This is a genomic window from Cupriavidus sp. C3SS-1 (genome assembly GCF_057073755.1).
This window is the reverse complement of the sequence record NZ_CP172699.1, coordinates 2,131,868-2,154,999: the sequence shown is the minus strand read 5'-3', so window position 1 is coordinate 2,154,999 and position 23,132 is coordinate 2,131,868. Positions and strand designations below refer to the sequence as shown.

Sequence of the window (23,132 nt, the reverse complement as noted above, 5' to 3'; positions counted from 1 at the left end):
ATTTCAATAGTGCCGATCGATGGTTACACATTTGGCGTATCGGCCCAGTCAAAGAAAAAGGGCATCCCGTGGGATGCCCTTCATTCCGCATAGCCAGGCCAGGCCGTGCCTACTGTTTCGGTTCGGTGATGAAGCCGATCTTGCCGAGTCCGCCATGCTGCGCGGCGGCCATGACTTCGGCCACGCGTTCATAGCGCACCTCGCGGTCCGCGCGCAGGTGCAGTTCGGGCTGCGGCTCCTGCTGGGCGGCCAGGGCGATTTTGTTCGCCAGCGTGGTCTCGTCGACTTCAGTCTGGTTCCAGTAGACCTTGCCCTGGGCATCGATCGAGACATTGATGCTCTGCGGCTTGGAATCGTTCGGCGTATTGCTTGCGCGCGGCAGGTCGATCTTTACCGCGTGATTGATGACCGGGATCGTGATGATGAAGATGATCAGCAGGACCAGCATGACGTCGACCAGCGGCGTCATGTTGATTTCGCTCATCACCTCGTCATCGTCGCCGTCGAGGGTGCCAAATGCCATGATGACTTCCTTGATGCGAGGATGTTACTGCCGTGCCGCGGCGAGCCGCACGGCGTTGTCTTCGGCGCGGGTGCCGGTCGGGCGAACGCGCGCGCCGGTCACGAAGTAGGCGTGCAGGTCGTGGGCAAAGCGGTTCAGCTTGGAGATGACCGCCTTGTTGCCGCGCGTCAGCGCGTTGTAGCCGAGCACCGCGGGAATGGCCACGGCCAGGCCGAAGGCCGTCATGATCAGGGCTTCACCGACCGGGCCGGCGACCTTGTCGATCGTGGGCACGCCCGAGGCGCCAATGCCGATCAGCGCATGATAGATGCCCCACACCGTGCCGAACAGGCCCACGAACGGCGCGGTGGAACCCACCGAAGCCAGTACCGCCAGGCCGGACTGCATGCGCGCAACGGCTTCGTCGATGGAGCTCTTGAGCGAGCGCGTCAGCCAGTCCGAAATGTCCATCACGTCATGCAGCTGCGGCTGGCTGGCGCGGTGGTGCTGGGCGGCGTCCTTGCCGGCGATGGCCAGCGTGCGGAACGGGTTGGCGTCGTTGGCGCCCAGCGTTTCCAGGGCGTGGTCGAAGTCGTCGGAGTGCCAGAAGCGCTTTTCCGCGCCGTGCGCCATCTTCTTCAGGCGAACCAGATCCCACGCCTTCGTAAGGATCACGATCCACGACAAGAGCGACATGATCAGCAGAATGATGGCCGTCGCACGCATGACGAAATCGCCTTGCGACCAGAGGTGGGAAAGTCCGAGGTCCTGCATGTTGGTTCCTGGTGAGTACGTTGTAGGTTGAGATCAGTTCAGTTCGAATCCAATCGGCTGCTGCGCGGTCACGGCAATGGCGCGGCCGTTATCCATGTACGGCTTGCAGCGCATGCGCTGGACGGCGTCGACGGCAGCCTGGTCCAGGCGTGACGATCCGCTGGAGGATACTACCGACGTCTTGACCACCTTGCCGGTTTCATCCGTTGTCAGGCGCACCACGGTCTTGCCGGTCTCGCCCATGCGGCGTGACTGGGCCGGATAGCTTGGCTGCGGCGGCGAGCACTGGATCTCGCCGATTCCCACGGCACGCGGCGCGGACGACACGGGCGCAGGTTCGGGCGCGGGCGCTGCGGGAGCCGGCGAGGCAGGCGGCGTCGGTGGCGCTTCGATCGCGGTAGGCGACGGCGGCAGGGCGGCGGCCGGTTGCGGAACCGGCTTGGGCTGCGGCGGCGTCGGCCGCGGCGTAGTCACCTTGACCTGCTTGGGCGGCGTTTCCGTCTTGGGCTTGGGCGGCTCCGGCGCGGGCGGCTTGGGCTGCTCGAGCGGAATGATGCGCGCAATGATTTCCGGGGCAATCACCGCCTCGGTCATCTTGCGGCCCAGGCCGCTCTGGATCAGGTAAAGCAGGCCGGCGTGGAACAGCAGGACGGCGAGCGTAATCTTGAGGAAGCGTTGATCGAACATGAGGTGAACAACAGTGTCTGCCGGCCGGCACAGAGTCACTTGCGATAGAACAGGATCAGCGAGATACCACATCCGACCAGCAAGCTAACAAGCAATTCCATGATAAACGCTCCTGCAATACGGTTGCCGGGGAGCGCCACTCTCGGGCGGCGTGTCAGTGGAGCAGTATAAACGATAATGATTCTTATTTGTTGTGATTTGTGCGCCGCAGCTGGAAATTTGTCCAAAGGGCAGTTATACCGCCAAATCCAGGCAGCGTTTCGAGGGGGCGGGCGCACAACAATGGCGGGCATGGCGAGGCGTTCGGAATGCGCCGCAAGCCGCAAAGCGCGCTAGCATAGGGAAAATAGTGCGAGCGGGGTGGTACCCCTGTTGCGGCGTCGCAATCGGGGGCACGGGGATGAGGCCATGGACTTCACACGTTTTGCTGAAGAGGACCGCTCCAAGATACTGCGCCCCGGGCCGGGCCTGTCGGCCAGTTCGGCGCTGGACTGGATGTGCGCCCAGTTTGCCCTGCGGGTCGTGTGCGCGCTGGGGCCGCGATTCAATCTGCGCAGCAATATCAATGACGTGCTGACGGTCAGCGCGCAGGAAATGGTGTGGCCGTATGGTGTCGTGCTGCGCGTGCAGCGCTTTCTGTCGGCCCGCTGCGCCGACATGCCGGCGTGGAAAGGGGCGGGACGCCTGACGCCCGAGGAGTTCCTGGAGCGACATGGCCAATGGAACAGCGCTTTCGACGAAAGCGCGCTGTTTTACTACCTCGACGAGTACGTCAAGCACCACGCCAAGGACATGTTCGCGGTGTTCGATGCCTCGGCTTCGGCCATCGCATCGCGGCTCGATGGCGAACGCGTGCTGCTGGTGCGCAATATCGACATGCTCAGTCATGTGCTGGACCTGCCCGAGCACGAGCGCAAGCTGTTGCTCTTCGCGGCGCTTGCCAAGTACAAGCGCGACCTGCGCGCCGTGATGGTGGACTGCAAGGTGGCGCACAGCCAGGAGGCGTTCCAGATACTGTCCGGGCTGACCGGGGCGAGCCCGGCGGACGTGGCCGCGTCGCTGCGGCCAGGTTCGCGGCTGGAGACGCTGAACCTGATCGAGCAGCCCTTGCCCGAGAACAGCGTGACCGACCTGGGCGACCTGATGCGCCTGTCCGACCGCCTGCTGCATGTGCTGCTCGGCAACTATGCCAACGAGGCCGAGATGATGGCGGTGTTCACGCGCCCGGCCGCGCCGCCCACGCTGACCGTTGCCGATTATCCGCATGTCGACACCGACGCGCGCTATCTTTCCGCGCTGCTTTCCAATGCCACGCGCCAGCATGCGGCGGGCGTCAACGTGCTGATCTACGGCCCGCCCGGCACTGGCAAGACCGAATTCGCACGGCTGCTGGCGGGGGAGGCCGGCTGCGAGCTGTATGAGGTCGATTGCCTGGACCGCGACGGCAACAGCCTCTCGGGCAAGGACCGCTATCGCTCGCTGCAGGTGTCGCAGGCCTTCCTGCGCGGGCGGCCGCGCACCGCGCTGCTGTTCGACGAAGTCGAGGACGTGTTCCCCGGCAGTTCGCGCGAGCTGATGAGCCTGTTCGGCCAGGAGGATGCGCGTGCTTCGGTGAACGGCAAGGCCTGGGTCAACCAGACGCTGGAGCAGAATCCGGTCCCCGTGATCTGGATCTCGAATTCGATCCGGCAGATCGATCCCGCCTATCTGCGCCGTTTCCAGTTCCACCTGGAACTGAAGATCCCGCCGCCGCTGGTGCGCGAGAACATCATTCGCAAGCACCTGGGCGGGCTGGATGTCAGCGATCCGTTCATCACCGCGCTGGCCGGGCGCAAGACGCTCACGCCGGCCCAGGTGCAGTCCGCCGCACGCTTCGTGCAACTGGCCCGGCCCGACGTAGAGGAGCCGGTCGAGGCGCTGATCCTGCGCCAGCTCGAGCACGCCGACCGCGCCATGGGGCTGCGGCCGGAGGCCGAGGTCAGGCCCGTGGTGACCCACTATCGGCTGGACAACCTGCACCTGGAAACACGCTACGACGTGGCAAAGATCATTGAAGCGCTACGCGTGCGGCAACGCGGCACGCTGTGCTTTTATGGGCCGCCTGGCACGGGCAAGACCGCGCTGGCGGAACACATTGCCGCGGCGCTGGACACACCCTTGATGATCCGGCGCGCCTCGGACCTGATGAGCAAGTACGTCGGCGAGACCGAGCAGCAGATTGCCGCCATGTTCGCCCGCGCCGAGGAAGACGGCGCGGTGCTGCTCCTCGATGAAGCCGACAGCTTCATGCAAAGCCGCCAGCAGGCCGTGCGCAACTATGAGGTGTCGGAAGTCAACGAGATGCTACAAGGCATGGAGCGCTTCAACGGTATCTTTGTCTGCACGACGAACCTGTTCGACCGCATCGACGAGGCTGCGTTGCGCAGGTTCTCGTTCAAGATCCGCTTCCTGCCGCTGAAGGCCGGCCAGCGCGCCACGATGTTCGTCCATGAAGCGCTGGATGGTGACGAGGCCCGGCTGACGGATGCCATGCGGCAAGAGCTCGATGCGATGGACTGCCTGACGCCCGGCGACTTCGCCACGGTCAAGCGCCAGTGCGTGCTGCTCGGCGATTCGCTGACGCCGGAAGAATTTCTCGCGCAGTTGCGGCACGAGCACGCGGTCAAGCCGGACGTGCGGGCGCACCGTCCGCTCGGCTTTTTGCGCTAGTCGTCAGAAAGCGGGGGCGGGTTCGATGGTCACTGTCTCCGCCTGCGCTTCGATATGCAGCAGCGCGGCCACCATCTGCCTCAGGTGGGCGGCATCCTTGGTCGAGGCGAAGCGGTCCAGCGGCATGGCATCGGGTGCGCTTGCCAGGGCATGTTCCGTCAGCTTGCGCGCCAACTGACGCGCAATGGCGCTGCCGGTATCGACCAATGCCAACTGGTCGCCCACCATGCCGCGGATGGTGTCCGAGAGGAACGGGTAGTGGGTGCAGCCAAGTACCAGCGTGTCGGCGCCAGCCTCAAGCATCGGCGTGAGGTAATTGTTCAGCCGGCCGCGTATGTCAGGCCCGTCGATGTCGCCTTGCTCGATCAGTGGCACCAGGCCGAGCCCTGCTTCGCAGATAAACTGGCTTTCCCCATCTAGCGACTGCAGCAGTCGTGCAAACTTTGCGCTCTTGAGCGTATTGGCTGTGGCCAGCACACCTACCACCTTGCTCCGGCTGGCCGCCGCCGCCGGCTTGAGGCCAGGTTCAACGCCAATAATCGGCACCGGCAGTGTCTGGCGCAGCAGTTCCACGGCGTGACCGGTCGCGGTGTTGCAGGCGATGACAAGCGCCTTGCAGCCTTGCGCCAGCAGCCATTCGCACGCCTGCAGCGTGCGTGCCTGCACGAATGACTCAGGTTTCTCGCCATAGGGCGCGTACTTGGAGTCAGCCAGGTAAAGCAGGGACTCTTGCGGCAGCAATGCGCGGATCTCGCGCAGCACCGACAGGCCGCCGAGGCCGGAATCGAAGACGCCGATGGGAGCGGGGTTCACGTTGGGCAAGCGGAAGGGCGGGGGTGGAAAAAAAGCCGGGGAGAACCCGGCTTTTTCATGCAAGCGCGCAATCTTACAGCGCCGCGACCGGAATCTTGCCGATCTTGGCCTGCCATTCGGCGGGGCCGGTCTTGTGCACCGAGGTACCCTGGCTGTCCACGGCGACCGTCACGGGCATGTCCTTGACGTCGAACTCGTAGATGGCTTCCATGCCGAGGTCTTCGAAGCCGACCACCTTGGCTTCCCGGATCGCCTTGGCTACCAGGTAAGCGGCGCCGCCCACGGCCATCAGGTAGGCCGACTTGTGCTTCTTGATCGCCTCGATGGCGACCGGTCCGCGCTCGGCCTTGCCGATCATCGAGATCAGGCCGGTCTCGGCCAACATCATCTCGGTGAACTTGTCCATGCGCGTGGCGGTGGTGGGGCCGGCCGGGCCGACGGCTTCGTCGCGCACAGGATCGACCGGGCCGACGTAGTAGATCACGCGGTTCTTGAAGTCCACCGGCAGCTTCTCGCCCTTGGCCAGCATGTCGGCTATGCGCTTGTGCGCGGCGTCGCGGCCGGTCAGCATCTTGCCGTTGAGCAGCAGGGTCTGGCCCGGCTTCCACGACGCGACTTCTTCCGGCGTCAGCGTGTTCAGGTCGACGCGCTTCGAGGTTTCGGTGTTCGGCGCCCATTCGACCTTCGGCCATTGCGACAGGTCCGGCGCTTCGAGCTTGGCCGGGCCGCTGCCGTCCAGCGTGAAGTGCGCGTGGCGGGTCGCGGCACAGTTCGGGATCATCGCGACCGGCTTGGACGCGGCGTGCGTCGGGCTGGCCATGATCTTGACGTCGAGCACGGTGGCCAGGCCGCCCAGGCCCTGCGCGCCGATGCCCAGCGCGTTGACCTTCTCGTACAGCTCGACGCGCAGTTCCTCGATCCAGTCCTTCGGACCGCGGGCGATGATGTCCTGGATGTCGATCGACTCCATCAGCGATTCTTTCGCCATCACCATCGCCTTCTCGGCGGTGCCGCCGATGCCGATGCCGAGCATGCCCGGCGGGCACCAGCCGGCGCCCATGGTCGGCACGGTCTTCAGGACCCAGTCGACGATCGAGTCGGACGGGTTCAGCATCACGAACTTGGACTTGTTCTCCGAGCCGCCGCCCTTGGCCGCGACCTGGATGTCCACGGTGTTGCCCGGCACGATCTCGTAGTGGATCACGGCCGGGGTGTTGTCCTTGGTGTTCTTGCGGGCGCCTTCGGGCGGGCTGACGATCGAGGCGCGCAGCACGTTGTCCGGATGGGTGTAGCCGCGGCGCACGCCCTCGTTGATCATGTCCGTCAGGCTCATGGTGGCGCCATCCCAGCGCACGTCCATGCCGACCTTGACGAACACCGTGACGATGCCGGTGTCCTGGCAAATCGGGCGCTTGCCTTCGGCGCACATGCGGCTGTTGGTCAGGATCTGCGCGATCGCATCCTTGGCGGCCGGACTCTGCTCCAGCTCGTAGGCGCGGCCCAGGCTGGTGATGTAGTCCATCGGATGGTAGTAGCTGATGTACTGCAGGGAGTCGGCGACGCTCTGGATGAGGTCTTCTTGCTTGATGACGGTCATTTTATGGGGGGGTGGCAGCGGTGAAACACAGCCCGAAATCATACACCTAGCCGGGGCGCTCTGCCCGTTTGCATACAGGCGTCTACAGTGCGCGGGGCGCCTTTTCCGCCGCTTGGAGGCGCTGCGAGGCGCAAACAAAAACCGCGGCGCAGGGCCGCGGTCCGAAGTGAAGCCAACAGGGCATGCGGCTTCAGTGCGACTGAGACTTGGCATGGGTGCCGGCGGGGTGGGAAACCATCCGGTCCACCCAGGCCATCGCCACGGCCGAGAGCAGGAATGCCAGGTGGATGGCCACCTGCCACATGATGGTGTGGGTCGTGCGCTGTTCGGCGTCGATGAAGGTCTTGAGCAGGTGGATCGACGAGATGCCGATCAGCGCCATCGACAGCTTCACCTTGAGCACGCCGGCGTTGACGTGGTCGAGCCACTCCGGTTCATCGGGATGGTTGTCGATTCCCAGGCGCGAGACGAATGTTTCGTAGCCGCCCACGATCACCATGATCAGCAGGTTGGAGATCATCACCACGTCGATCAGGCCGAGCACCACCAGCATGATCTTGTTCTCGTCGTACTCGGTCACGTGCGACAGCAGGTGCCACACCTCGGCCATGAAGTGATAGACGTAGACGCCCTGCGCGACGATCAGGCCGAGGTACAGCGGCAACTGGAGCCAGCGGGAGGCAAAGATAAGGCGGGGGATCGGGCGCATCGAGGATTCGGCCATGGGCAATCAGCTAGGTCTTTGTTACAAGACATTCGAAATGGGTCTGGATTGTACCGCGCCCATGTGGCGTGCCGCGTGACTGTCGCGCCCTGAAACGATTCAGGCCCTATCCTGCAACACCCGGCGCGCCATCGGCCCGGGCCAGCTTGCCAGCAGGATGCCGCCGAGCACGCAGCCCAGCGCGATGGCGTGCGGCCAGCCCGGTGTCTCGCCCAGAAAGACAATGCCGTAGGCGGCTGCCGCCACTGGCAGTACCGACGTAAAGACGCCCGCGAGTTGGGCCGGTACATGACGGATGCCCTTCATCCACAGCCAGAACGAGAACACGCTCGCGGACAGTGCGTACCACAGCAGCATCAGCCAGGTCTGCGTGGGCACGGTGGTCGGGTCGAAATCCAGCAGCGGAATGAAACCGAGCGGCAGCATCAGCAGGCCGCCAATCAGGTGGGTGTAGGCGCAGATCTCGATGGCGGCCAGCGTCTGCGTCAGCCGACGCGACAGGATCACGTAGATCGATTCGCAGACCACGGCACCCAGGATCATCAGGTTGCCGAGCAGGGCCTGGCTGCCGCCGCTGCCTGCGCCATGCGAACCGCCGCGGGCTACGTTGAGCACCGCCACGCCGGCCACGGCCAGCAGCACCGACGCCACGGTCCGGCGCGACAGCCGTTCACGCAGCCACAGCCAGGACAGGATGGCCACCGTCGCCGGGATCGTGCTCGTAATCACGCCCGCGGCCATGGCGCTGGTCAGGCGCACGCCATTGAGCATCAGCAGCGTGAACAGGAAGGTGCCGAAGAACGCCTGCAGAAAAAGGTTGCGCCACTCCGCGCGCGACACCTGGCGCATGCGCGATGGCCGGTACCACGGTGACAGGCAGACGATGGCGACGACAAAGCGCAGCAGCGCGAACAGCAGCACCGGCACATGGGCGATGATGGACTTTCCCAGGCCGACGTTGCTGCCGACGAGTGCCATCGAGGCGATCAGGAAGAACGGGTAGACGGACACGGATGCTGCCTCGGGGAGTGAGCACAAAGCCCCTTGTGCGGGCCGGGTGCGGGCAGACTGCGGTGGTTCAGCAGGTGCCGGAACAGGGCGCGTTGTGGACGCTGAGGCGCCCGAATATCGGGCCCGGGGCATTATAGCTGTGCTAGCCTAATGAAGAAGGCTGCACATTCCTTGTGATGGCGATTGGCGCACAGGCTTGTTGCTTTGCAGCAAGGTACTGGGCCCGGACGCAGCGCGTGAGAGCGTCAGGTTTAAGTAAGCCGCCGGGCGTAGTTTTGCAGCCAAGCCGTTCAGTCAAAAATCAGGAGACCCGCCTTATGTCCGCTATCGAATCGGTGATGCAGGAGCATCGCGTTTTCAATCCGCCCGAGTCCTTCGTCCGGCAAGCCACGATCTCCGGCATGGATGCCTACCGCGCGCTCTGCGCCGAAGCCGAGCGCGACTACGAAGGCTTCTGGGCCAGCCGCGCGCGCGACCTGCTGCACTGGAACAAGCCGTTCACCAAGGTGCTCGACGAGAGCAATGCCCCGTTCTACAAGTGGTTCGAGGACGGCGAACTCAACGCCTCGTACAACTGCCTGGACCGGAACCTGCAGAACGGCAACGCCGAGAAAACGGCGATCGTGTTCGAAGCCGACGACGGCTCCGTGACCCGCGTGTCTTACCGCGACCTGCATGCCAGGGTCTGCCGTTTTGCCAATGGGTTGAAGAAACTCGGCATCAAGAAGGGCGACCGCGTGGTGATCTACATGCCGATGTCGGTCGAAGGCGTGGTGGCGATGCAGGCCTGCGCGCGCCTGGGTGCCACGCATTCGGTCGTGTTCGGCGGCTTCTCGGCCAAGTCGCTGCAGGAGCGGCTGGTGGACGTGGGCGCCGTGGCGCTGATCACCGCCGACGAGCAGATGCGCGGCGGCAAGGCGCTGCCGCTGAAGGCCATTGCCGATGACGCGCTCGCGCTCGGTGGCTGCGAGGCGGTGAAGGACGTGATCGTCTATCGCCGCACCGGCGGCAAGGTCAACTGGGTGGAAGGCCGCGACCGCTCGATGGAGGATGTCTCCGCCGGCCAGCCCGACACTTGCGAGGCCGTGCCCGTGAGCGCCGAGCATCCGCTGTTCGTGCTCTACACCTCGGGTTCGACCGGCAAGCCCAAGGGCGTGCAGCACAGCACCGGCGGCTACCTGCTGTGGGCGCTGATGACGATGCAGTGGACCTTCGATATCAAGCCCGACGATCTCTTCTGGTGTACCGCCGACATCGGCTGGGTCACCGGCCACACCTACATCGCCTATGGCCCGCTGGCGGCGGGCGCGACCCAGATCATCTTCGAAGGCGTGCCGACCTATCCGAACGCCGGCCGCTTCTGGGACATGATCGCGCGCCACAAGGTCAGCATCTTCTACACCGCGCCCACGGCGATCCGCTCGCTGATCAAGGCCGCCGAGGCCGACGAGAAGATCCACCCGAAGCAATACGACCTGTCCAGCCTGCGCCTGCTCGGCACGGTCGGCGAGCCGATCAATCCCGAAGCGTGGATGTGGTACTACAAGAACATCGGCAACGAGCGCTGCCCGATCGTCGATACCTTCTGGCAGACCGAGACCGGCGGCCACATGATCACGCCGCTGCCGGGCGCGACGCCGCTGGTGCCGGGTTCGTGCACGCTGCCGCTGCCGGGCATCATGGCGGCCATCGTCGACGAGACCGGACAGGATGTGCCGAATGGCGCCGGCGGCATCCTGGTGGTCAAGCGCCCGTGGCCGGCGATGATCCGCACCATCTGGGGAGATCCGGAGCGTTTCAAGAAGAGCTACTTCCCCGAGGAACTTGGCGGCACGCTGTACCTGGCGGGCGATGGCTCGATCCGCGACAAGGACACCGGCTACTTCACCATCATGGGTCGCATCGATGATGTGCTGAACGTGTCGGGCCACCGCATGGGCACGATGGAAATCGAGTCGGCGCTGGTGGCCAACCCGATCGTCGCCGAAGCCGCAGTGGTGGGCCGCCCGGACGACACCACGGGTGAGGCCATCTGCGCGTTCGTAGTGCTCAAGCGTTCGCGTCCGAGCGATGCCGAGGCGCAGCAGATTGCCACGGAGCTGCGCAACTGGGTGGCCAAGGAAATTGGCCCGATCGCCAAGCCGAAGGACATCCGCTTTGGCGATAACTTGCCGAAGACGCGTTCGGGCAAGATCATGCGGCGCCTGCTGCGTTCGCTGGCCAAGGGGGAGGAGATCACGCAGGATACCTCCACGCTGGAGAACCCCGCGATTCTTGATCAACTGAAGCAGGCGCAGTAACCGGATCAACCGGTAACCGCCAGCCGGACAGGACCCGCCGCCGTGCTCAGCGCGCCGGCGGGTTCTTCACTGTAAATCCCCCTTCACCGTCCGACCGCCGCCTATGCCCGACGCCCAGTCGCGTTTCCGCCGCCGGCTGATGCTGTACTACGGCCTGTTCACGCTGGGTTTGTTCGGCTTCGTCGGCATGATGGGGCTGCTCGAAAAATCCAATGCCGATGCGCTCTGGCTCGGCTACGTCTTTCTCTTTATCACGATCGCGATCTACGCCTGCATCGGCCTGATCTGCCGCACATCCGACCTCAACGAATACTACGTAGCCGCGCGGCGGGTGCCCGCCATGTTCAACGGCATGGCGATCGCGGCCGACTGGATGAGCGCGGCATCGTTCATCGGCCTGGCTGGTATCCTGTTCGCGTCCGGCTATGAAGGGTTGGCCTACGTGATGGGGTGGACGGGCGGCTATTGCCTGGTCGCATTCCTGCTCGCACCGTACTTGCGCAAGTACGGTGGCTACACGATTCCCGATTTCCTGGCAGCGCGGTACGGCAATGGCAAGCCGGGCGGCAACCTGCCCGTGCGCGCCATTGCCGTGCTGGCGGCATCGCTGTGCTCGTTCGTCTATCTTGTCGCGCAGATCCAGGGCGTCGGCCTGGTAGTCACGCGCTTTATCGGCGTCGATTTCGCGGTCGGCATTTTCTTCGGGCTGGCCGGCATCCTGGTCTGCTCGTTCCTGGGCGGCATGCGCGCCGTGACGTGGACCCAGGTGGCCCAGTACATCATGATGATCGTGGCCTTCCTGGTCACGGTCTCCATGATCGCGTGGAAGCATCATCAGGAAATGGTGCCGCAGCTCAGCTATGGTCCGATGCTGACCAGGCTTGACCAGCGCGAACGACAGATCGAACGGGAGCCGGCCGAGCAGGCGGTGCGAGAGTACTACCGGCAGCAGGCCATTCAGATGCAGGACCGTATTGCGCGCCTGCCGGAATCGTTCGGCGAGGAGCGCGCGGCGCTCGATGCGCGGCTCCTGGACCTGCGCGCGCGCAATGCGCCACTGCGGGAGATCAAGGCACTGGAACGCGAACGCATCGATTTCCCTGCCGATGCGGCCGCCGCGAAGCAGCAATGGAACCAGATGCGTGAAGACGCGCTGTCGCGCAGCAAGCCTTCCACGCCGTCGACGGAGCCCTATCCCTCGGCGTCCGAGCAGGAGCGCGGGAACAAGCGGCTGAATTTCGTGCTGCTGGTATTCTGCCTGATGGTGGGGACGGCCAGCCTGCCCCATATCCTCACGCGGCTGTACACCACGCCGTCGGTGAAGGAGACGCGCAACTCGGTGGCGTGGGCCATATTCTGCATCGCCTTGCTATACGTATCGGCCCCCGCGCTGGCGGCGCTGGTCAAATACGAGTTCTTCCAGCATGTGGTCGGCACGCCTTATGCCGAACTGCCGCAGTGGGTCGTGCAGTGGCGCAAGGTCGATCCCCCCGTCTTCGCGCTGCGCGACGTTAACGGCGACGGTATCGTGCAGTGGGCGGAAATCCTGCTACAGCCAGACATGATCGTGCTGGCGGCGCCCGAGATTGCAGGGCTGCCGTATGTGATATCGGGGCTGATCGCCGCCGGGGCGCTGGCTGCAGCGCTCTCCACCGCGGACGGCTTGTTGCTGACGATCGCCAATGCGCTGTCGCATGACGTCTTCTATCACATGGTGGACCGCCAGGCGAGCCACCAGCGGCGCGTCACCACAGCCAAGATCGTTCTGCTCGGCGTGGCGCTGTTCGCTTCGTACGTCACATCGCTGCGTCCCGGCAACATCCTGTTCCTGGTCGGCGCCGCCTTCTCGCTGGCCGCGTCGAGCTTCTTCCCGGTGCTGGTGCTGGGCATCTTCTGGCGCCGCACCACCGCCGCCGGCGCGGTGGCAGGCATGGCCGCGGGCCTTGGCATCTCGGTCTACTACATCTTCGTCAACTATCCGTTCTTCACCCGTATGACGGGGATTTTCGGCGATCGATGGTTCGGCGTGGACCCGATCGCGTCCGGTGCGTTTGGCGTCCCGGCGGGCTTTGCGGCGGCCATCCTTGTCAGCCTGGTGACGCCCAGGAACGCGCCTGTGATCGATCGCCTGGTGACTTACCTGCGAAAGGGGTAGACGCTAGATCAGGAATCGCTGGACTCGTCGGCGACCTCTGCTATAATCGCGGACTTCCCGGAGAGATGGATGAGTGGTTTAAGTCGCACGCCTGGAAAGCGTGTATAGGTTAATAGCCTATCGGGGGTTCGAATCCCCCTCTCTCCGCCAGATATTCTGCAAGGCTTTGCCGGTTAGCAGTCGCTAACGACAAAGTCCCGAACAAGGGCCTGGGTCATTGACCCCGGCCCTTTTTGTTTGCCTGGAGCTGGGCCATCGCAATCGGCTCCTCGTCGTCTTCCGACAGCGTCGCCGCAAATTCTGCCATGGCGGCCTCGAGGGCCGGTTGCGTGGCCTGCCGGAAGCGCCATTCGGCGTGCAGGAGTCGCATCGCGAACGGGGTCAGCATCGAGCCATTGCCGCGCGCGCCGACGATGAGTGGCTGCCCCAGCGCCTTTTCCCAACTGCGTATCAGCGTCCAGCCATGCCGTTGGGATAATCCGTTGGCGACGGCGGCCTTGCCCATGGACCGGGTGTCCCGAATGGACGCGAGCAAGCGCAGGACCTTTGCGCCGGTGCGCGGGTTGTCGTCCGTGGTCAGAACCGGAAACAGCTCGAAGTTGAATTCCATCGGGCAGGCCAGCAGATGTCTTCCAGTGCCGGCGCGGCTCCGTTGGGACGACGCCTCTGCACGTGTATTAAATGAGAATCATAACTGATTGCATTCGTGGTTTGTGATGATCGGGGTAGACCGGTGGTAAGTTCTTAAGAATCCGGGGGCGTATGCTCCCCTGGCCTCATGCGGAATTCAGCTTGCCTGGCGGCCGACCGGCCTGACGATCGGCATGCCGTCGATGTTTTCGATGCGAGGCAGTTCGCCCACGGCAATGCGCTGCCTGACGGTGTCCATCAGCTCAGCTGTGTCCCACTGGCCGTCGCCTATCAGGGATGACGCCTCGCCGGTGACGGAAAAGCGGCCGCCGCAACGGGCGCAGCGGTACATCCGATCGCCCTGCAGGGGACCGCGACGGTCATACCAACGCCGTGCCAGATGGCCGCACAACAGGCACGGTACGGCTGTGATGGAGCTCACGATTCGACTCCGGGGCACGGGCGGTGATCGTTCGGAATGGCCTTGTCCTTCAGCGCGGGCCCGATCGGCGCATCCGTGCCTGTGCTTCGCAGGCGGACGGTCCCGTCCTCCCGGCAAATCTCCAGCTCGACCTGCTCTTTTCGCGCGTAGTACCACCCCGCGGCAATGGCAGCTTCGAGCGTGGCGAAATGAAGCGGTGCGGGCAGGCCATCTGCCTGCATCGACCAACCCAAAACAGCCGGCAATACGCGAACCATTCGCGAAGTCATGCCAATCTCCTCGATCCGGGTAGCGAAATACTGTATAGGAAGATGACTGCATATTCGGATGTCCTGAAAGCGACCATTTTGGCGCCACGCACCGCGTGCCGTTTGGGGTGACTTGTGTCTATCCTCAAGTGGAAACCGAATTGCGGGAGAGAGACATGCTTGACCTTGAAACCAAGCTTCTGGATCTCGACCGCAGCACCCGCTATATCCGCGAAGGCCGTGAGCGGATCCGGCACCAGATTGCGCTCGTCAAGGCACTGCGCGCCGAAGGTTATGACGCCACGCCGGCATGCGAACTTCTGGCCGCCTTGCGCTGCGCGATGGCCGCGGAGCGCCAGCACCGGGCGTTGATCGTCGTGCTCAGCGCTTGTCCCGACCCGCAAGCCGATCGCCGGCGCGCTTTCGCGCGCACTGCGACACCGCTTACAGCGAAGGGCTGAGAAAAAAGGCGCGACAAACGCTTACGCTATGTGCGCGAGGCGGACCTCATCACGCGTTGATGAGGGTCAATGCAGTGTTTGCGCGGGTCATCCACGGTAGCAGGCAGTCGGGCGCACCTGCGCGATTCATACGCCTTTCCGCCAGCCTTCGCCCTGTGGTCGAATCCCTTTCGAATGAAAGGCAAACAGGCGGTCATCGTGATGGCACTGAAGCACCTGTACCTCGTTGAACTGACGTACCCGCATCCCGCCGAAAAGTTCTGGAGGCATCTGCAATCGCACCAGGACTACTTGAACAGGATGTTCGAGCAGGACCGCTTCCTGGCCTACGGACCAACGGCCTCCGGGAAGGGCAGCGTGATTCTGGCGCGGGGAGACTTGTCGCGCGATGAGCTCCAGACGCTGCTCGCGGCGGATCCGTTTCATCAGTTCGGTGTGGCAGTGTATCGGGTGACCGAATTCTCGCCATTCGAGTGCCACCCGAGGCTGGCGTCGCTATTTTGACGGCCGGAGATGGCTGTCTTATGCGGTAATTGCATAAGCTGACTCCGCTCCATGTGGAAGAATCGGATTTCCTCTCCAAGCCATCGCGCCATGTCCGACTCCACCGTCTATCTCAACGGCGAACTGACCCCCTTGTCCGAAGCCCGCATTCCGGTCCTGGACCGCGGCTTTATCTTCGGCGATGGGATCTATGAAGTCATTCCCATCTACAACGGCAAGCCGTTCCGCGGTGCCCAGCACCTGGCGCGCCTGGCGCGCAGCCTGGCATCCATCGGCATCCCGGATCCGCACAGCGAGTCCGAATGGCTGGCGCTGATCGCCCGTGTGGTCGAGGCGAACGGCTTGTCCGACCAGATGGTGTACATCCAGGTCACGCGTGGCGTGGCGCGGCGCATGCATGCGTTCCCTGCTGAAGTTACACCGACGGTGCTGATCATGACCAATCCGATGTCGCTGCCGTCGGCGTCGGCCGTGGCCAAGGGCGTGCCGTGCGTGACGATGGAGGATCGCCGCTGGCTCAATTGCCAGATCAAGTCGACCTCGTTGCTGGGCAACGTGCTGGCCGCACAGCATGCCGCGGAACACGGTGTCACCGAGGCGATCCAGTTCCGCGATGGCTGGCTCACCGAGGCGTCTTCATCCAATGTCTGGGTGGTCAGCAAAGGGAGGGTGTCGGCCCCGCCCAAGGACAACCTCATCCTGGAAGGCATTCGCTATGGCCTGATGGAGGAGCTGTGCGCGGCGCTGGATATTTCGCTGGAGGCGCGACGCATCTCGCGTGACGAAGTGTTCGGTGCCGACGAGGTATTGCTGTCGTCGGCAAGCAAGGAGCTTCTGCCCGTGGTTTCCCTTGATGGCCAGGCGATTGGGTCGGGCACGCCCGGACCGGTCTTCCGCAAGCTCTACGACGCCTACCAGGCCGCGAAATCCGCGCTTTGAGCACACGGGTTTGCCCGTGCTAGCATGACTGCCCAACCGCTTCCGGGAGACAGCGATGGCCAAGCGCGAGCGCGGCCGGCGCGCCTTGCAGGACGAGGTGAGCCGGCGAGTCCAGCAGATCGATGAAATCCGAGAGGACGGTGCGAAGATCCGCGTACCGATGCCCGAGCCTCACCCGCGCGATGCGCGCGGACGGAACTGGGATATGAAGGGGTTCGGCAGGGGCACCGGCTATGAGGCCGGCATCCGCGCCGCGGTCGACAAGGTGCGCGACGAGTTCGACTTGTCGGACGCCGTGGAGAATCGAGCGCCCAACCCGTTCGGCGACTGAGGACAGGCCGGCGTCATCGCTGGTCCTGGCAGGCCTCCAGGCGTGGCTCGGCACTCTGCCAGTTGCCGCCAGATTGGCGCTTGGCACCGTACATGGCCGCGTCGGCCGCATGCAGCAGCCCCTGGCTGGCCTGCGCATGCACCGGGAACACGGCCATGCCAATGCTGAGCGAAGCCGTGATGCGGCTGCCATCGGGCAACAGGACGGGCTCGGGAACCCGTTGCAGGATCTGCTCCGCAATCTGGATCGCGTCTGCCGGGGCGCGCAAGGAAGTGGTCAGCACCGCGAACTCGTCGCCGCCCAGCCGGGCGACGACATCGCCTTCGCGCACGCTGGCGCGGATGCGTTGCGCCAGGGCCACCAGTACGGCGTCGCCGGCAGCGTGGCCAAAGCGGTCGTTGATACCCTTGAAGTCATCGCTGTCGAGGTAGAGCACGGCCGCATGGCCGGCGCTCGCCGCTGCCGCGCGCACGGCGAGTTCCAGCAGTTCTTCGAACGCGGAACGGTTGAGCAGGCCCGTCAGCGAGTCATGGCTGGCACGATGGGCGAGCGACCGGTTCTCGTGCTGCATCTGGTTTTGCCACGTTTGCAGTTCGTCGAGCAGGCCGTTGAAGTCATCGCCCAGCGCATTGAGTTCCTCGATGCGGGCAGGCGGCGTGCGCTGGGCAAAATCGCGCTCCGAACGTACGGCGTGGGCCACGCGCATCAGGTTGCGCAGTGGCTCGATGATTTGCACCAGCATGCGGCTCGACAGGTAGTGCGCGCTTACCGCCGTCAGCAGCAGGCAGGCGAGGAGGCCGAGCGCGCCCTGCAGCAGGAAGTGCAGCAGGTTGGACGGATCGCCGGTCATGCGCAGCGTGCCGACCGGCTTGGCGTCATGCAGGATTCGCTGCTCGATCACGCCGGTGCCGAGCAATTCCCCGATCGCGTGGCGCAAGCCGTCACGGCGTTCGTGGCCCGCACGCTGCCAGTCCGCCAGGACGCGGTGGTCCGGATCGAGCACGGTGGCGCGGGATACGTCTTCGGATGCTGCGATCAGGGCCAGGGTCTCGCCGGTGGCAGCCTTGTCGTGGAAAACCACGGGTGCTTCGAGCGTATAGGCAATCGAACGCGCCACCAGCCGCAGGTTGTGGTCGGCATAGACCCGCAGTGCGGTCAGGCCCAGTGCCGTCAGCGAGAGCCCGGCTGTGCAGACCGCCAGCAGCGCCACCCCAAGATGGATGCGGCGCAGCGCGCCGTAGAGGGTAGGGCGTTGCCGGCCATCGGCAGGGCGCGATCCGGGCGTCATGACGATGCGCCCCTGCGCCGGCCCAGTTGCAGCACGGCGGGATGGACATGGACACCGCTGCGGCCGAGCGCATCGAGATTCACGCGGAACGACACCTGGCTCTCGCGGATACTCAGGCAGAACATGCTGCCGGTCTCGCACTCGAAGTCCTCTTCACTGATCACCAGCACCGGGCGGTCCGTCAGTTCCGCGGCGAGGCGCTGGCGCCGGACGTCAGTCATGGCGCCAAGATAGAGCGCGTCGCACTGGCTCGCGAGCGGGTCCGCCATGACGTCGACCTCGCGCGGGCGCACCTGCCTGCCGTTGCTCAGGGTAGCGCCTTCAAGCAAGCGCGCCGGATACCGGCTGGCGTTGTCCACGCACAGGCGGATCGACTCTCGCTCCGCCGGCCAGCGCGCATAGCCGAGCAGGCTGAAGACCACGCGCGCCACCATGTCGACGCGTTGCGGAGCCGGCTGCGCGGTGACGCCCGGGGGCAGCACGGCGGGGGCGATGGCAAGCACGGCGACCATAAGCGGCCGCAGGCAATAACGAAGGAAGATTGGGTTCCGCCTGGAGCGGATGGCTGGGGCGCGAGCCATGTGATGGGCGAGTGTGCGTATGGCCTGATCGGGTTGTTGGGACGGCTCCCGTCTTCTGGTCTTGATCGGTCCGGGATGGAGGAGGGGGCGGTTCCCGGATTGCCAGAGGCAGTTATCGGCACGATCGCGCCAATCCTGAATCGCTATCAAGTCTCGCGGCATCCTGTGCGCACAAATGCGCGTGGCGCATAGAATGCAGGCTTCGGCGCGTAGCGCCCGTTCCCGCACAGCCATGATGACCTTCCTGCCGATTCTCCTGTTCCTGCATGTGATGGCCGCCGTCGTCTGGGTGGGCGGCATGTTCTTCGCCTACCTGTGCCTGCGCCCGGTTGCCGGCCAGGTGCTGGAACCGCCGTCGCGCTTGCGTCTCTGGCACGGCGTTTTTGACCGCTTCTTCCGCTGGGTATGGCTGGCATTGGTGCTGATACTGCTCAGCGGCGGTGCCATGATGGCCAACGTCGGCATGGCCTCGGCACCGCCGAACTGGCATCTGATGGCTGGCATTGGCGTGGTCATGGCGGCGATCTTCGTCTTCGTCTTCTTCGGCCCCTATCCGGTCTTGCGGCGTGCCGTGGAAGCTGGCGAATGGCCCGTTGCCGGCGCCGCGCTCAACCGGATCCGGCAGGCGGTCGGCATCAACCTGGTGCTGGGCCTGATCAATGTCGCGGTAGCCACGCTGGGGCGATTTGCCGGCTGATGGCTTGGGGCGCCACGGGCTGGGGGAACTGTCGGCCTGCTGTGCTAGTCTTCCCAGACACGCATTGCGAGGAGGTGGATCATGACGAGCGAGTCCCGTTCCGGCCTGAAGGCTTTCGTGCAGACCGCGCCCCAGGCGGGCCGCTATGTCTGGATCATTTCACTGGTCGATTTCAATGCCCAGCAGATCCGGCGCACCATTGTTTCCGACGATACGTTCACCACTTCGGACGCGGCGCGCGTCGCGGGCGATGCCGAACTGAAGGCCATGGCGGCGGACCACTAGTCCACCACGCCGTCGTGCCGCGCCACGACGGCCGGCCGGTGCCCGGATACCCTTTCTTACAACGGGTGGACGCCCGTGGGCGTTAGACTTGAGTCACATCCACAAAAAGAAAGGGTTTCCATGACGAATCGTTTTCGCGTCCTGCCGCCCGCGGTCCTGCTTTCGGCCTTCATTTGCGGCGGACTGGCCGCTGGTTCCTCCGCGCAGGCCCAGGTCTCGGTCAACATTGCCATTGGCGTGCCGCCACCGGCACCGCTCTATGAGGTCGTGCCCGCACCGCGTCCCGGCTATGTCTGGGCGCCGGGCTACTGGGACTGGGACGACCACCACCACAAGCATGCATGGAAGCAGGGGCGCTGGGAACGTGAACGCGCTGGCTATGTCTACGAGTCTCCGCGCTGGATCCAGTCGCGCGACGGCTGGGTGCTGGTGCCCGGCCGCTGGGATGATTACCGCGGCAAGGGCAAGAAGGATAAGGGGTATCACTGCCCGCCGGGCCACGCCAAGAAGGGCGAGTGCTGACCTGATGGCGGATGCGGGGCCTGGGCCACTGCCTTAACGAGGAGAGCCGTGGGGATGCCATGCTACGATCCCCGCAACGGTAGTTCGACGCGACTGGGGCCGTCAGGCCCGCCTGCAGCCGACACGGAGAAACGGACCATGGCAAAGCATGTTTTCACGCGTGCCCAGTATCTCGACATCCTCAATGACAGCTTGCGCAACCATCCGGGCTGGCGGCCCGGGATGGCCTTTGTATTCCTGCCGCCAGGCGCCGATGCCAGCCAGGCAACGGCCGTCGGATGCACGGGCCCGCTCGAGGCCATCCCGGTGTATGCGGAAATCCAGCGGGTGGCGGCGGATCTCATCGAGGTGAGGGAAGGTCGCTAGCGCGGCGCGGCCCGCAGTCCTGACCGCGCTGCGCGCGGGCCTTACTCTTCGTCGTCCTCGTCTTCCTCGTCGCCGAGGAATTCGCGGCGCAACATCCAGTTGGCGATTGCCTCGTCGCAGATCTTCTTGAACTTCTGGCGGTCCGGCATCTTGTCGAACATCGAGAAGTTGACCAGCGCCATGCCCGCATCGGTGATGTAGAACATGCGCCGCGGATCGTCGGGGTGGACGATGCGTCCGTCGATGCCGCCTTCGTCACTGTCGGCCGGCATGTCTTCGAGTTCGACGACGCGGCACGTGAAGCGCGGGGTGCGCGTATGGGTCAGGTACTCGAACTCGTCATGCAGGACCTCTCCGCCGCGTCCGGCGGCGATCGCGAAGCCCCAGATGAAGCGTGGCATGGGCAGGTCGGACAGTTCTTCAAGTTCGTCCATGGTGTTCTCCGTATTGCAATGGCCCGCATTATCGCCCGGATTGCCGCTGCCTCAAATGGCGGCGATGACAGACCGCGCTATCGCATGGCGCGGCAGCCGCCCAGCATGGGCGGATTGGCGTCCGTCTGCATCAGGTCGCGCAATGTGCCCTCGTCACCCTTGGTCCACCATTCATAGCGTCCGCCCACATAGCGCGCGCCGGAACCGCTGACCACGCTCACGGCCAGCACGGGCTTGCCCTCCAGCCGCAGGATGGCCGCCTGGTTGTCGGTGCTGTTGAAGTAGCGCACGGTCAGCGGCTTGTCACCGTCGCACTGGTAGCGCACGGTGCGGACCTCGGGAAAGCGCACGCTGTCGATGCCCGGGGCGCCGGCAGCGTAGACGCCCGCGCTGGCGCATGCGGCCAGCAGAAGGGCGGGGAGGGCAAGTCGTGCCGGGCGGTGAGTCATCGGTGGTCCTGTCAAAAATGGAGCATTGGGTCAGCGGCCGCTGGCTCAGGCGAGCATGTAACCGGCGGCGAGCTTGCGGAAGTTCGCCACTTCGCCGGCCTGCCAGGCGTCGTCGTGGCCCAGCTCTTCCGCCAGGATCGCCGCCACGCGCGGCGCGGCGTCCACGGCCGCGCGGGCATCCAGGAAGAGCGCCCGGTTGCGCCGGGCCAGCACATCCTCGACACGCCGCGCCAGTTCATGGCGCGCGGCAAAGCGCACGTGGGCTTCTGTGAGCCCTGCAGTGGGCGCCAAAGAATTTTCATAACCGGGCAGGGCCCGCAATGCCGGCAACTCGTTGCCATAGTAACGGTCCGGCGAGACCGAGTTGGGCGCCGGCAGGTCCGCGGGCAGGCCGCTGGCGCCATGCAGGGCAAGCTCGCCCGTCACGCAAGGCGCGGCACGCAGCATCTGGCGCTGGATGGCGGTCTCGATGACATCTTCGGCCATCTTGCGGTAGGTGGTCCATTTCCCGCCGGTGACCGTGATCAGCCCGGCGCGCGATACCACGATGGTGTGCTCGCGCGACAGCGAAGCGGTCGAGGCCTCTCCGGTCGCCTTGACCAGCGGCCGCAGTCCGGCCCAGACACTGGTGACATCGGCCCGGCCCGGGTCCCTCGCCAGATAGCGCGAGGCGGTATCCAGGATGAAGTCGACATCGTCGGCGCTGGCATCGGGCTCCAGCGGCAGGTCCTTGCGCGGCGTGTCGGTGGTGCCGACGATCGTGTGCCCGTTCCACGGCACCACGAACAGCACGCGGCCATCATCGGTCTTGGGGATCAGCACGGCGCGGTCGCCGGGCAGGAAGGCACGCGGCAGCGTCAGGTGCACGCCCTGGCTGGGCGCGACCATGGTGCGCGCGTGGCCGTCTTCCATCTGGCGGATGGCGTCAACCCAGACGCCCGTGGCGTTGATCACGCAGTCGGCGCGCAGGCGGAAGGTGGCGTCGCCGAGCGCATCGCGCACGGTCACGCCGTTGACGACGCCGCCTTGCTGCGACAGGCCGGTCACCGGCAGGTAGTTGATGGCGGTGCCGCCCACGTCGAACAGCGTGCGCATCAGCGCAATGGCCAGGCGGGCGTCGTCGAACTGGCCGTCGAAGTACAGGTTGCCGCCGCGCAGCGGGCGCCCGCCCACGTGCTCGGCCAGCGCCGGCACGGCGTCCAGCACCTCGCGGTGGCTCAGCCAGCGGCTGCCGTCCAGGTTCAGGCTGCCGGCCAGCATGTCATAGAGCTTCAGGCCGATGCCGTAGAACGGCTGGTCGAACAACTGGTAGGCCGGCACGACAAAGCCCAGCGGCCAGACCAGGTGCGGCGCGTTGCGGGCCAGCAGCCCGCGCTCATGCAGCGCTTCGCGCACCAGGCTGATATTGCCCTGCGCCAGGTAGCGCACGCCGCCGTGCACGAGCTTGGTGGCCTTGCTCGACGTGCCCTTGGCGAAGTCGGCGGCTTCCACCAGCAGTGTGCGATACCCGCGCGACGCCGCGTCGACGGCCGTGCCGAGGCCGGTTGCGCCGCCGCCGATGACGATCACATCCCAGCGCGGCTCCCGTTCCAGGCGCGCAAGCAGGGCGGCGCGGGACGGTGGCTGGATCGGGGTCGGGACTTTCTGCATGACGCGTTCGTGTTGTGGTTGGGGGGCTGGCGT

Annotated in this window: 26 protein-coding genes and 1 tRNA gene; 12 read left to right on the top strand and 15 right to left on the bottom strand. The window is 65.0% G+C overall.

Annotated features, from left to right (window positions below; genetic code table 11):
* Nucleotides 1-109: 109 nt before the first annotated feature.
* The 3 genes from ACIGJC_RS09975 to ACIGJC_RS09965 are packed head-to-tail and all read right to left on the bottom strand — an operon-like array spanning nt 110 to nt 1,963.
* The gene (locus ACIGJC_RS09975) at nt 110-523 is read right to left on the bottom strand and encodes an ExbD/TolR family protein (RefSeq protein WP_483708622.1); all 414 of its coding nucleotides are present in this window, start codon (nt 521-523) and stop codon (nt 110-112) included.
* A gap of 24 nt (nt 524-547) precedes the next feature.
* Nucleotides 548-1,276, bottom strand: a complete 729-nt coding sequence (locus tag ACIGJC_RS09970; RefSeq protein ID WP_483708621.1) for a MotA/TolQ/ExbB proton channel family protein — start codon at nt 1,274-1,276, stop codon at nt 548-550.
* Between the two features lie 33 nt (nt 1,277-1,309).
* Nucleotides 1,310-1,963, bottom strand: coding sequence for an energy transducer TonB (locus ACIGJC_RS09965; RefSeq protein ID WP_483708620.1), 654 nt, complete (start codon nt 1,961-1,963; stop codon nt 1,310-1,312).
* 408 nt (nt 1,964-2,371) lie between these two features.
* Here ACIGJC_RS09965 and ACIGJC_RS09960 point away from each other — a divergent pair, with 408 nt between their 5' ends.
* On the top strand, nt 2,372-4,672 hold the full coding sequence (locus ACIGJC_RS09960) for an AAA family ATPase (protein ID WP_483708619.1): 2,301 nt from the start codon (nt 2,372-2,374) through the stop codon (nt 4,670-4,672).
* A 3-nt stretch (nt 4,673-4,675) separates the two neighbouring features.
* On the opposite strand, the gene murI is transcribed toward ACIGJC_RS09960, so the two are convergent.
* The 4 genes from murI to ACIGJC_RS09940 form a co-directional block, all read right to left on the bottom strand.
* Nucleotides 4,676-5,485, bottom strand: a complete 810-nt coding sequence (gene murI, locus ACIGJC_RS09955) for a glutamate racemase (RefSeq protein ID WP_483708618.1) — start codon at nt 5,483-5,485, stop codon at nt 4,676-4,678.
* 73 nt (nt 5,486-5,558) lie between these two features.
* Complete coding sequence (locus tag ACIGJC_RS09950; protein WP_483708617.1) at nt 5,559-7,082, bottom strand: fumarate hydratase; 1,524 nt, start codon at nt 7,080-7,082, stop codon at nt 5,559-5,561.
* A 190-nt stretch (nt 7,083-7,272) separates the two neighbouring features.
* Complete coding sequence (locus ACIGJC_RS09945) at nt 7,273-7,806, bottom strand: TIGR00645 family protein (protein ID WP_483708616.1); 534 nt, start codon at nt 7,804-7,806, stop codon at nt 7,273-7,275.
* Between the two features lie 99 nt (nt 7,807-7,905).
* A complete protein-coding gene (locus tag ACIGJC_RS09940; RefSeq protein WP_483711512.1) occupies nt 7,906-8,784 on the bottom strand; it encodes a DMT family transporter in 879 nt (292 codons plus the stop codon).
* A 350-nt stretch (nt 8,785-9,134) separates the two neighbouring features.
* Between ACIGJC_RS09940 and acs the strand changes: the two genes are divergently transcribed.
* The 3 genes from acs to ACIGJC_RS09925 all read left to right on the top strand — a co-directional run bounded on the left by acs (nt 9,135) and on the right by ACIGJC_RS09925 (nt 13,422).
* Nucleotides 9,135-11,117, top strand: coding sequence for an acetate--CoA ligase (acs, locus tag ACIGJC_RS09935; RefSeq protein ID WP_483708615.1), 1,983 nt, complete (start codon nt 9,135-9,137; stop codon nt 11,115-11,117).
* A gap of 103 nt (nt 11,118-11,220) precedes the next feature.
* Nucleotides 11,221-13,272, top strand: a complete 2,052-nt coding sequence (locus ACIGJC_RS09930) for a sodium:solute symporter family protein (RefSeq protein WP_483708614.1) — start codon at nt 11,221-11,223, stop codon at nt 13,270-13,272.
* Between the two features lie 59 nt (nt 13,273-13,331).
* Nucleotides 13,332-13,422: transfer RNA gene (locus tag ACIGJC_RS09925), tRNA-Ser, on the top strand.
* Between the two features lie 64 nt (nt 13,423-13,486).
* Here the strand turns inward: ACIGJC_RS09925 and ACIGJC_RS09920 are convergent.
* The 3 genes from ACIGJC_RS09920 to ACIGJC_RS09910 form a co-directional block, all read right to left on the bottom strand.
* On the bottom strand, nt 13,487-13,882 hold the full coding sequence (locus ACIGJC_RS09920; protein ID WP_483708613.1) for a winged helix-turn-helix domain-containing protein: 396 nt from the start codon (nt 13,880-13,882) through the stop codon (nt 13,487-13,489).
* 177 nt (nt 13,883-14,059) lie between these two features.
* On the bottom strand, nt 14,060-14,344 hold the full coding sequence (locus ACIGJC_RS09915; protein ID WP_483708612.1) for a hypothetical protein: 285 nt from the start codon (nt 14,342-14,344) through the stop codon (nt 14,060-14,062).
* Nucleotides 14,341-14,613, bottom strand: coding sequence for a DUF2188 domain-containing protein (locus tag ACIGJC_RS09910; protein ID WP_483708611.1), 273 nt, complete (start codon nt 14,611-14,613; stop codon nt 14,341-14,343). The genes ACIGJC_RS09915 and ACIGJC_RS09910 overlap by 4 nt, the downstream gene beginning before the upstream one ends.
* Before the next feature lie 155 nt (nt 14,614-14,768).
* Here ACIGJC_RS09910 and ACIGJC_RS09905 point away from each other — a divergent pair, with 155 nt between their 5' ends.
* The 4 genes from ACIGJC_RS09905 (at nt 14,769) to ACIGJC_RS09890 (ending at nt 16,827) form a co-directional block, all read left to right on the top strand.
* The gene (locus tag ACIGJC_RS09905) at nt 14,769-15,053 is read left to right on the top strand and encodes a hypothetical protein (protein WP_483708610.1); all 285 of its coding nucleotides are present in this window, start codon (nt 14,769-14,771) and stop codon (nt 15,051-15,053) included.
* A gap of 174 nt (nt 15,054-15,227) precedes the next feature.
* Nucleotides 15,228-15,557, top strand: a complete 330-nt coding sequence (locus ACIGJC_RS09900) for a YciI family protein (protein WP_483708609.1) — start codon at nt 15,228-15,230, stop codon at nt 15,555-15,557.
* A gap of 90 nt (nt 15,558-15,647) precedes the next feature.
* Entirely contained in the window at nt 15,648-16,496 is an 849-nt protein-coding gene (locus ACIGJC_RS09895) for a D-amino acid aminotransferase (protein WP_483708608.1), read from the top strand.
* A gap of 55 nt (nt 16,497-16,551) precedes the next feature.
* On the top strand, nt 16,552-16,827 hold the full coding sequence (locus ACIGJC_RS09890; protein ID WP_483708607.1) for a hypothetical protein: 276 nt from the start codon (nt 16,552-16,554) through the stop codon (nt 16,825-16,827).
* A gap of 13 nt (nt 16,828-16,840) precedes the next feature.
* Here the strand turns inward: ACIGJC_RS09890 and dgcN are convergent, their stop codons facing one another.
* Nucleotides 16,841-18,115 carry a diguanylate cyclase DgcN/YfiN gene (gene dgcN / locus ACIGJC_RS09885; RefSeq protein WP_483708606.1) on the bottom strand — a complete coding sequence of 425 codons (1,275 nt, stop codon included), beginning with the start codon at nt 18,113-18,115 and terminating at the stop codon, nt 16,841-16,843.
* Nucleotides 18,112-18,627 (bottom strand): regulatory sequestration protein YfiR, encoded by a 516-nt coding sequence (gene yfiR, locus ACIGJC_RS09880; RefSeq protein ID WP_483708605.1) that lies wholly within the window; start codon nt 18,625-18,627, stop codon nt 18,112-18,114. The genes dgcN and yfiR overlap by 4 nt, the downstream gene beginning before the upstream one ends.
* A gap of 304 nt (nt 18,628-18,931) precedes the next feature.
* Here yfiR and ACIGJC_RS09875 point away from each other — a divergent pair, with 304 nt between their 5' ends.
* The 4 genes from ACIGJC_RS09875 (at nt 18,932) to ACIGJC_RS09860 (ending at nt 20,566) form a co-directional block, all read left to right on the top strand.
* Nucleotides 18,932-19,393 (top strand): CopD family protein, encoded by a 462-nt coding sequence (locus tag ACIGJC_RS09875; protein WP_483711511.1) that lies wholly within the window; start codon nt 18,932-18,934, stop codon nt 19,391-19,393.
* A gap of 81 nt (nt 19,394-19,474) precedes the next feature.
* Complete coding sequence (locus ACIGJC_RS09870) at nt 19,475-19,678, top strand: hypothetical protein (RefSeq protein WP_483708604.1); 204 nt, start codon at nt 19,475-19,477, stop codon at nt 19,676-19,678.
* Nucleotides 19,679-19,798: 120 nt separating this feature from the next.
* Nucleotides 19,799-20,200 carry a YXWGXW repeat-containing protein gene (locus ACIGJC_RS09865; RefSeq protein ID WP_483708603.1) on the top strand — a complete coding sequence of 134 codons (402 nt, stop codon included), beginning with the start codon at nt 19,799-19,801 and terminating at the stop codon, nt 20,198-20,200.
* 138 nt (nt 20,201-20,338) lie between these two features.
* Nucleotides 20,339-20,566 (top strand): hypothetical protein, encoded by a 228-nt coding sequence (locus tag ACIGJC_RS09860; RefSeq protein WP_483708602.1) that lies wholly within the window; start codon nt 20,339-20,341, stop codon nt 20,564-20,566.
* Between the two features lie 41 nt (nt 20,567-20,607).
* On the opposite strand, the gene ACIGJC_RS09855 is transcribed toward ACIGJC_RS09860, so the two are convergent.
* From ACIGJC_RS09855 to ACIGJC_RS09845, 3 genes are all read right to left on the bottom strand, one after another.
* Nucleotides 20,608-21,000, bottom strand: a complete 393-nt coding sequence (locus ACIGJC_RS09855) for a hypothetical protein (RefSeq protein WP_483708601.1) — start codon at nt 20,998-21,000, stop codon at nt 20,608-20,610.
* Between the two features lie 77 nt (nt 21,001-21,077).
* Nucleotides 21,078-21,449, bottom strand: coding sequence for an MliC family protein (locus tag ACIGJC_RS09850; RefSeq protein ID WP_483708600.1), 372 nt, complete (start codon nt 21,447-21,449; stop codon nt 21,078-21,080).
* A gap of 45 nt (nt 21,450-21,494) precedes the next feature.
* The gene (locus tag ACIGJC_RS09845) at nt 21,495-23,099 is read right to left on the bottom strand and encodes a glycerol-3-phosphate dehydrogenase/oxidase (protein ID WP_483708599.1); all 1,605 of its coding nucleotides are present in this window, start codon (nt 23,097-23,099) and stop codon (nt 21,495-21,497) included.
* Nucleotides 23,100-23,132: the final 33 nt, after the last annotated feature.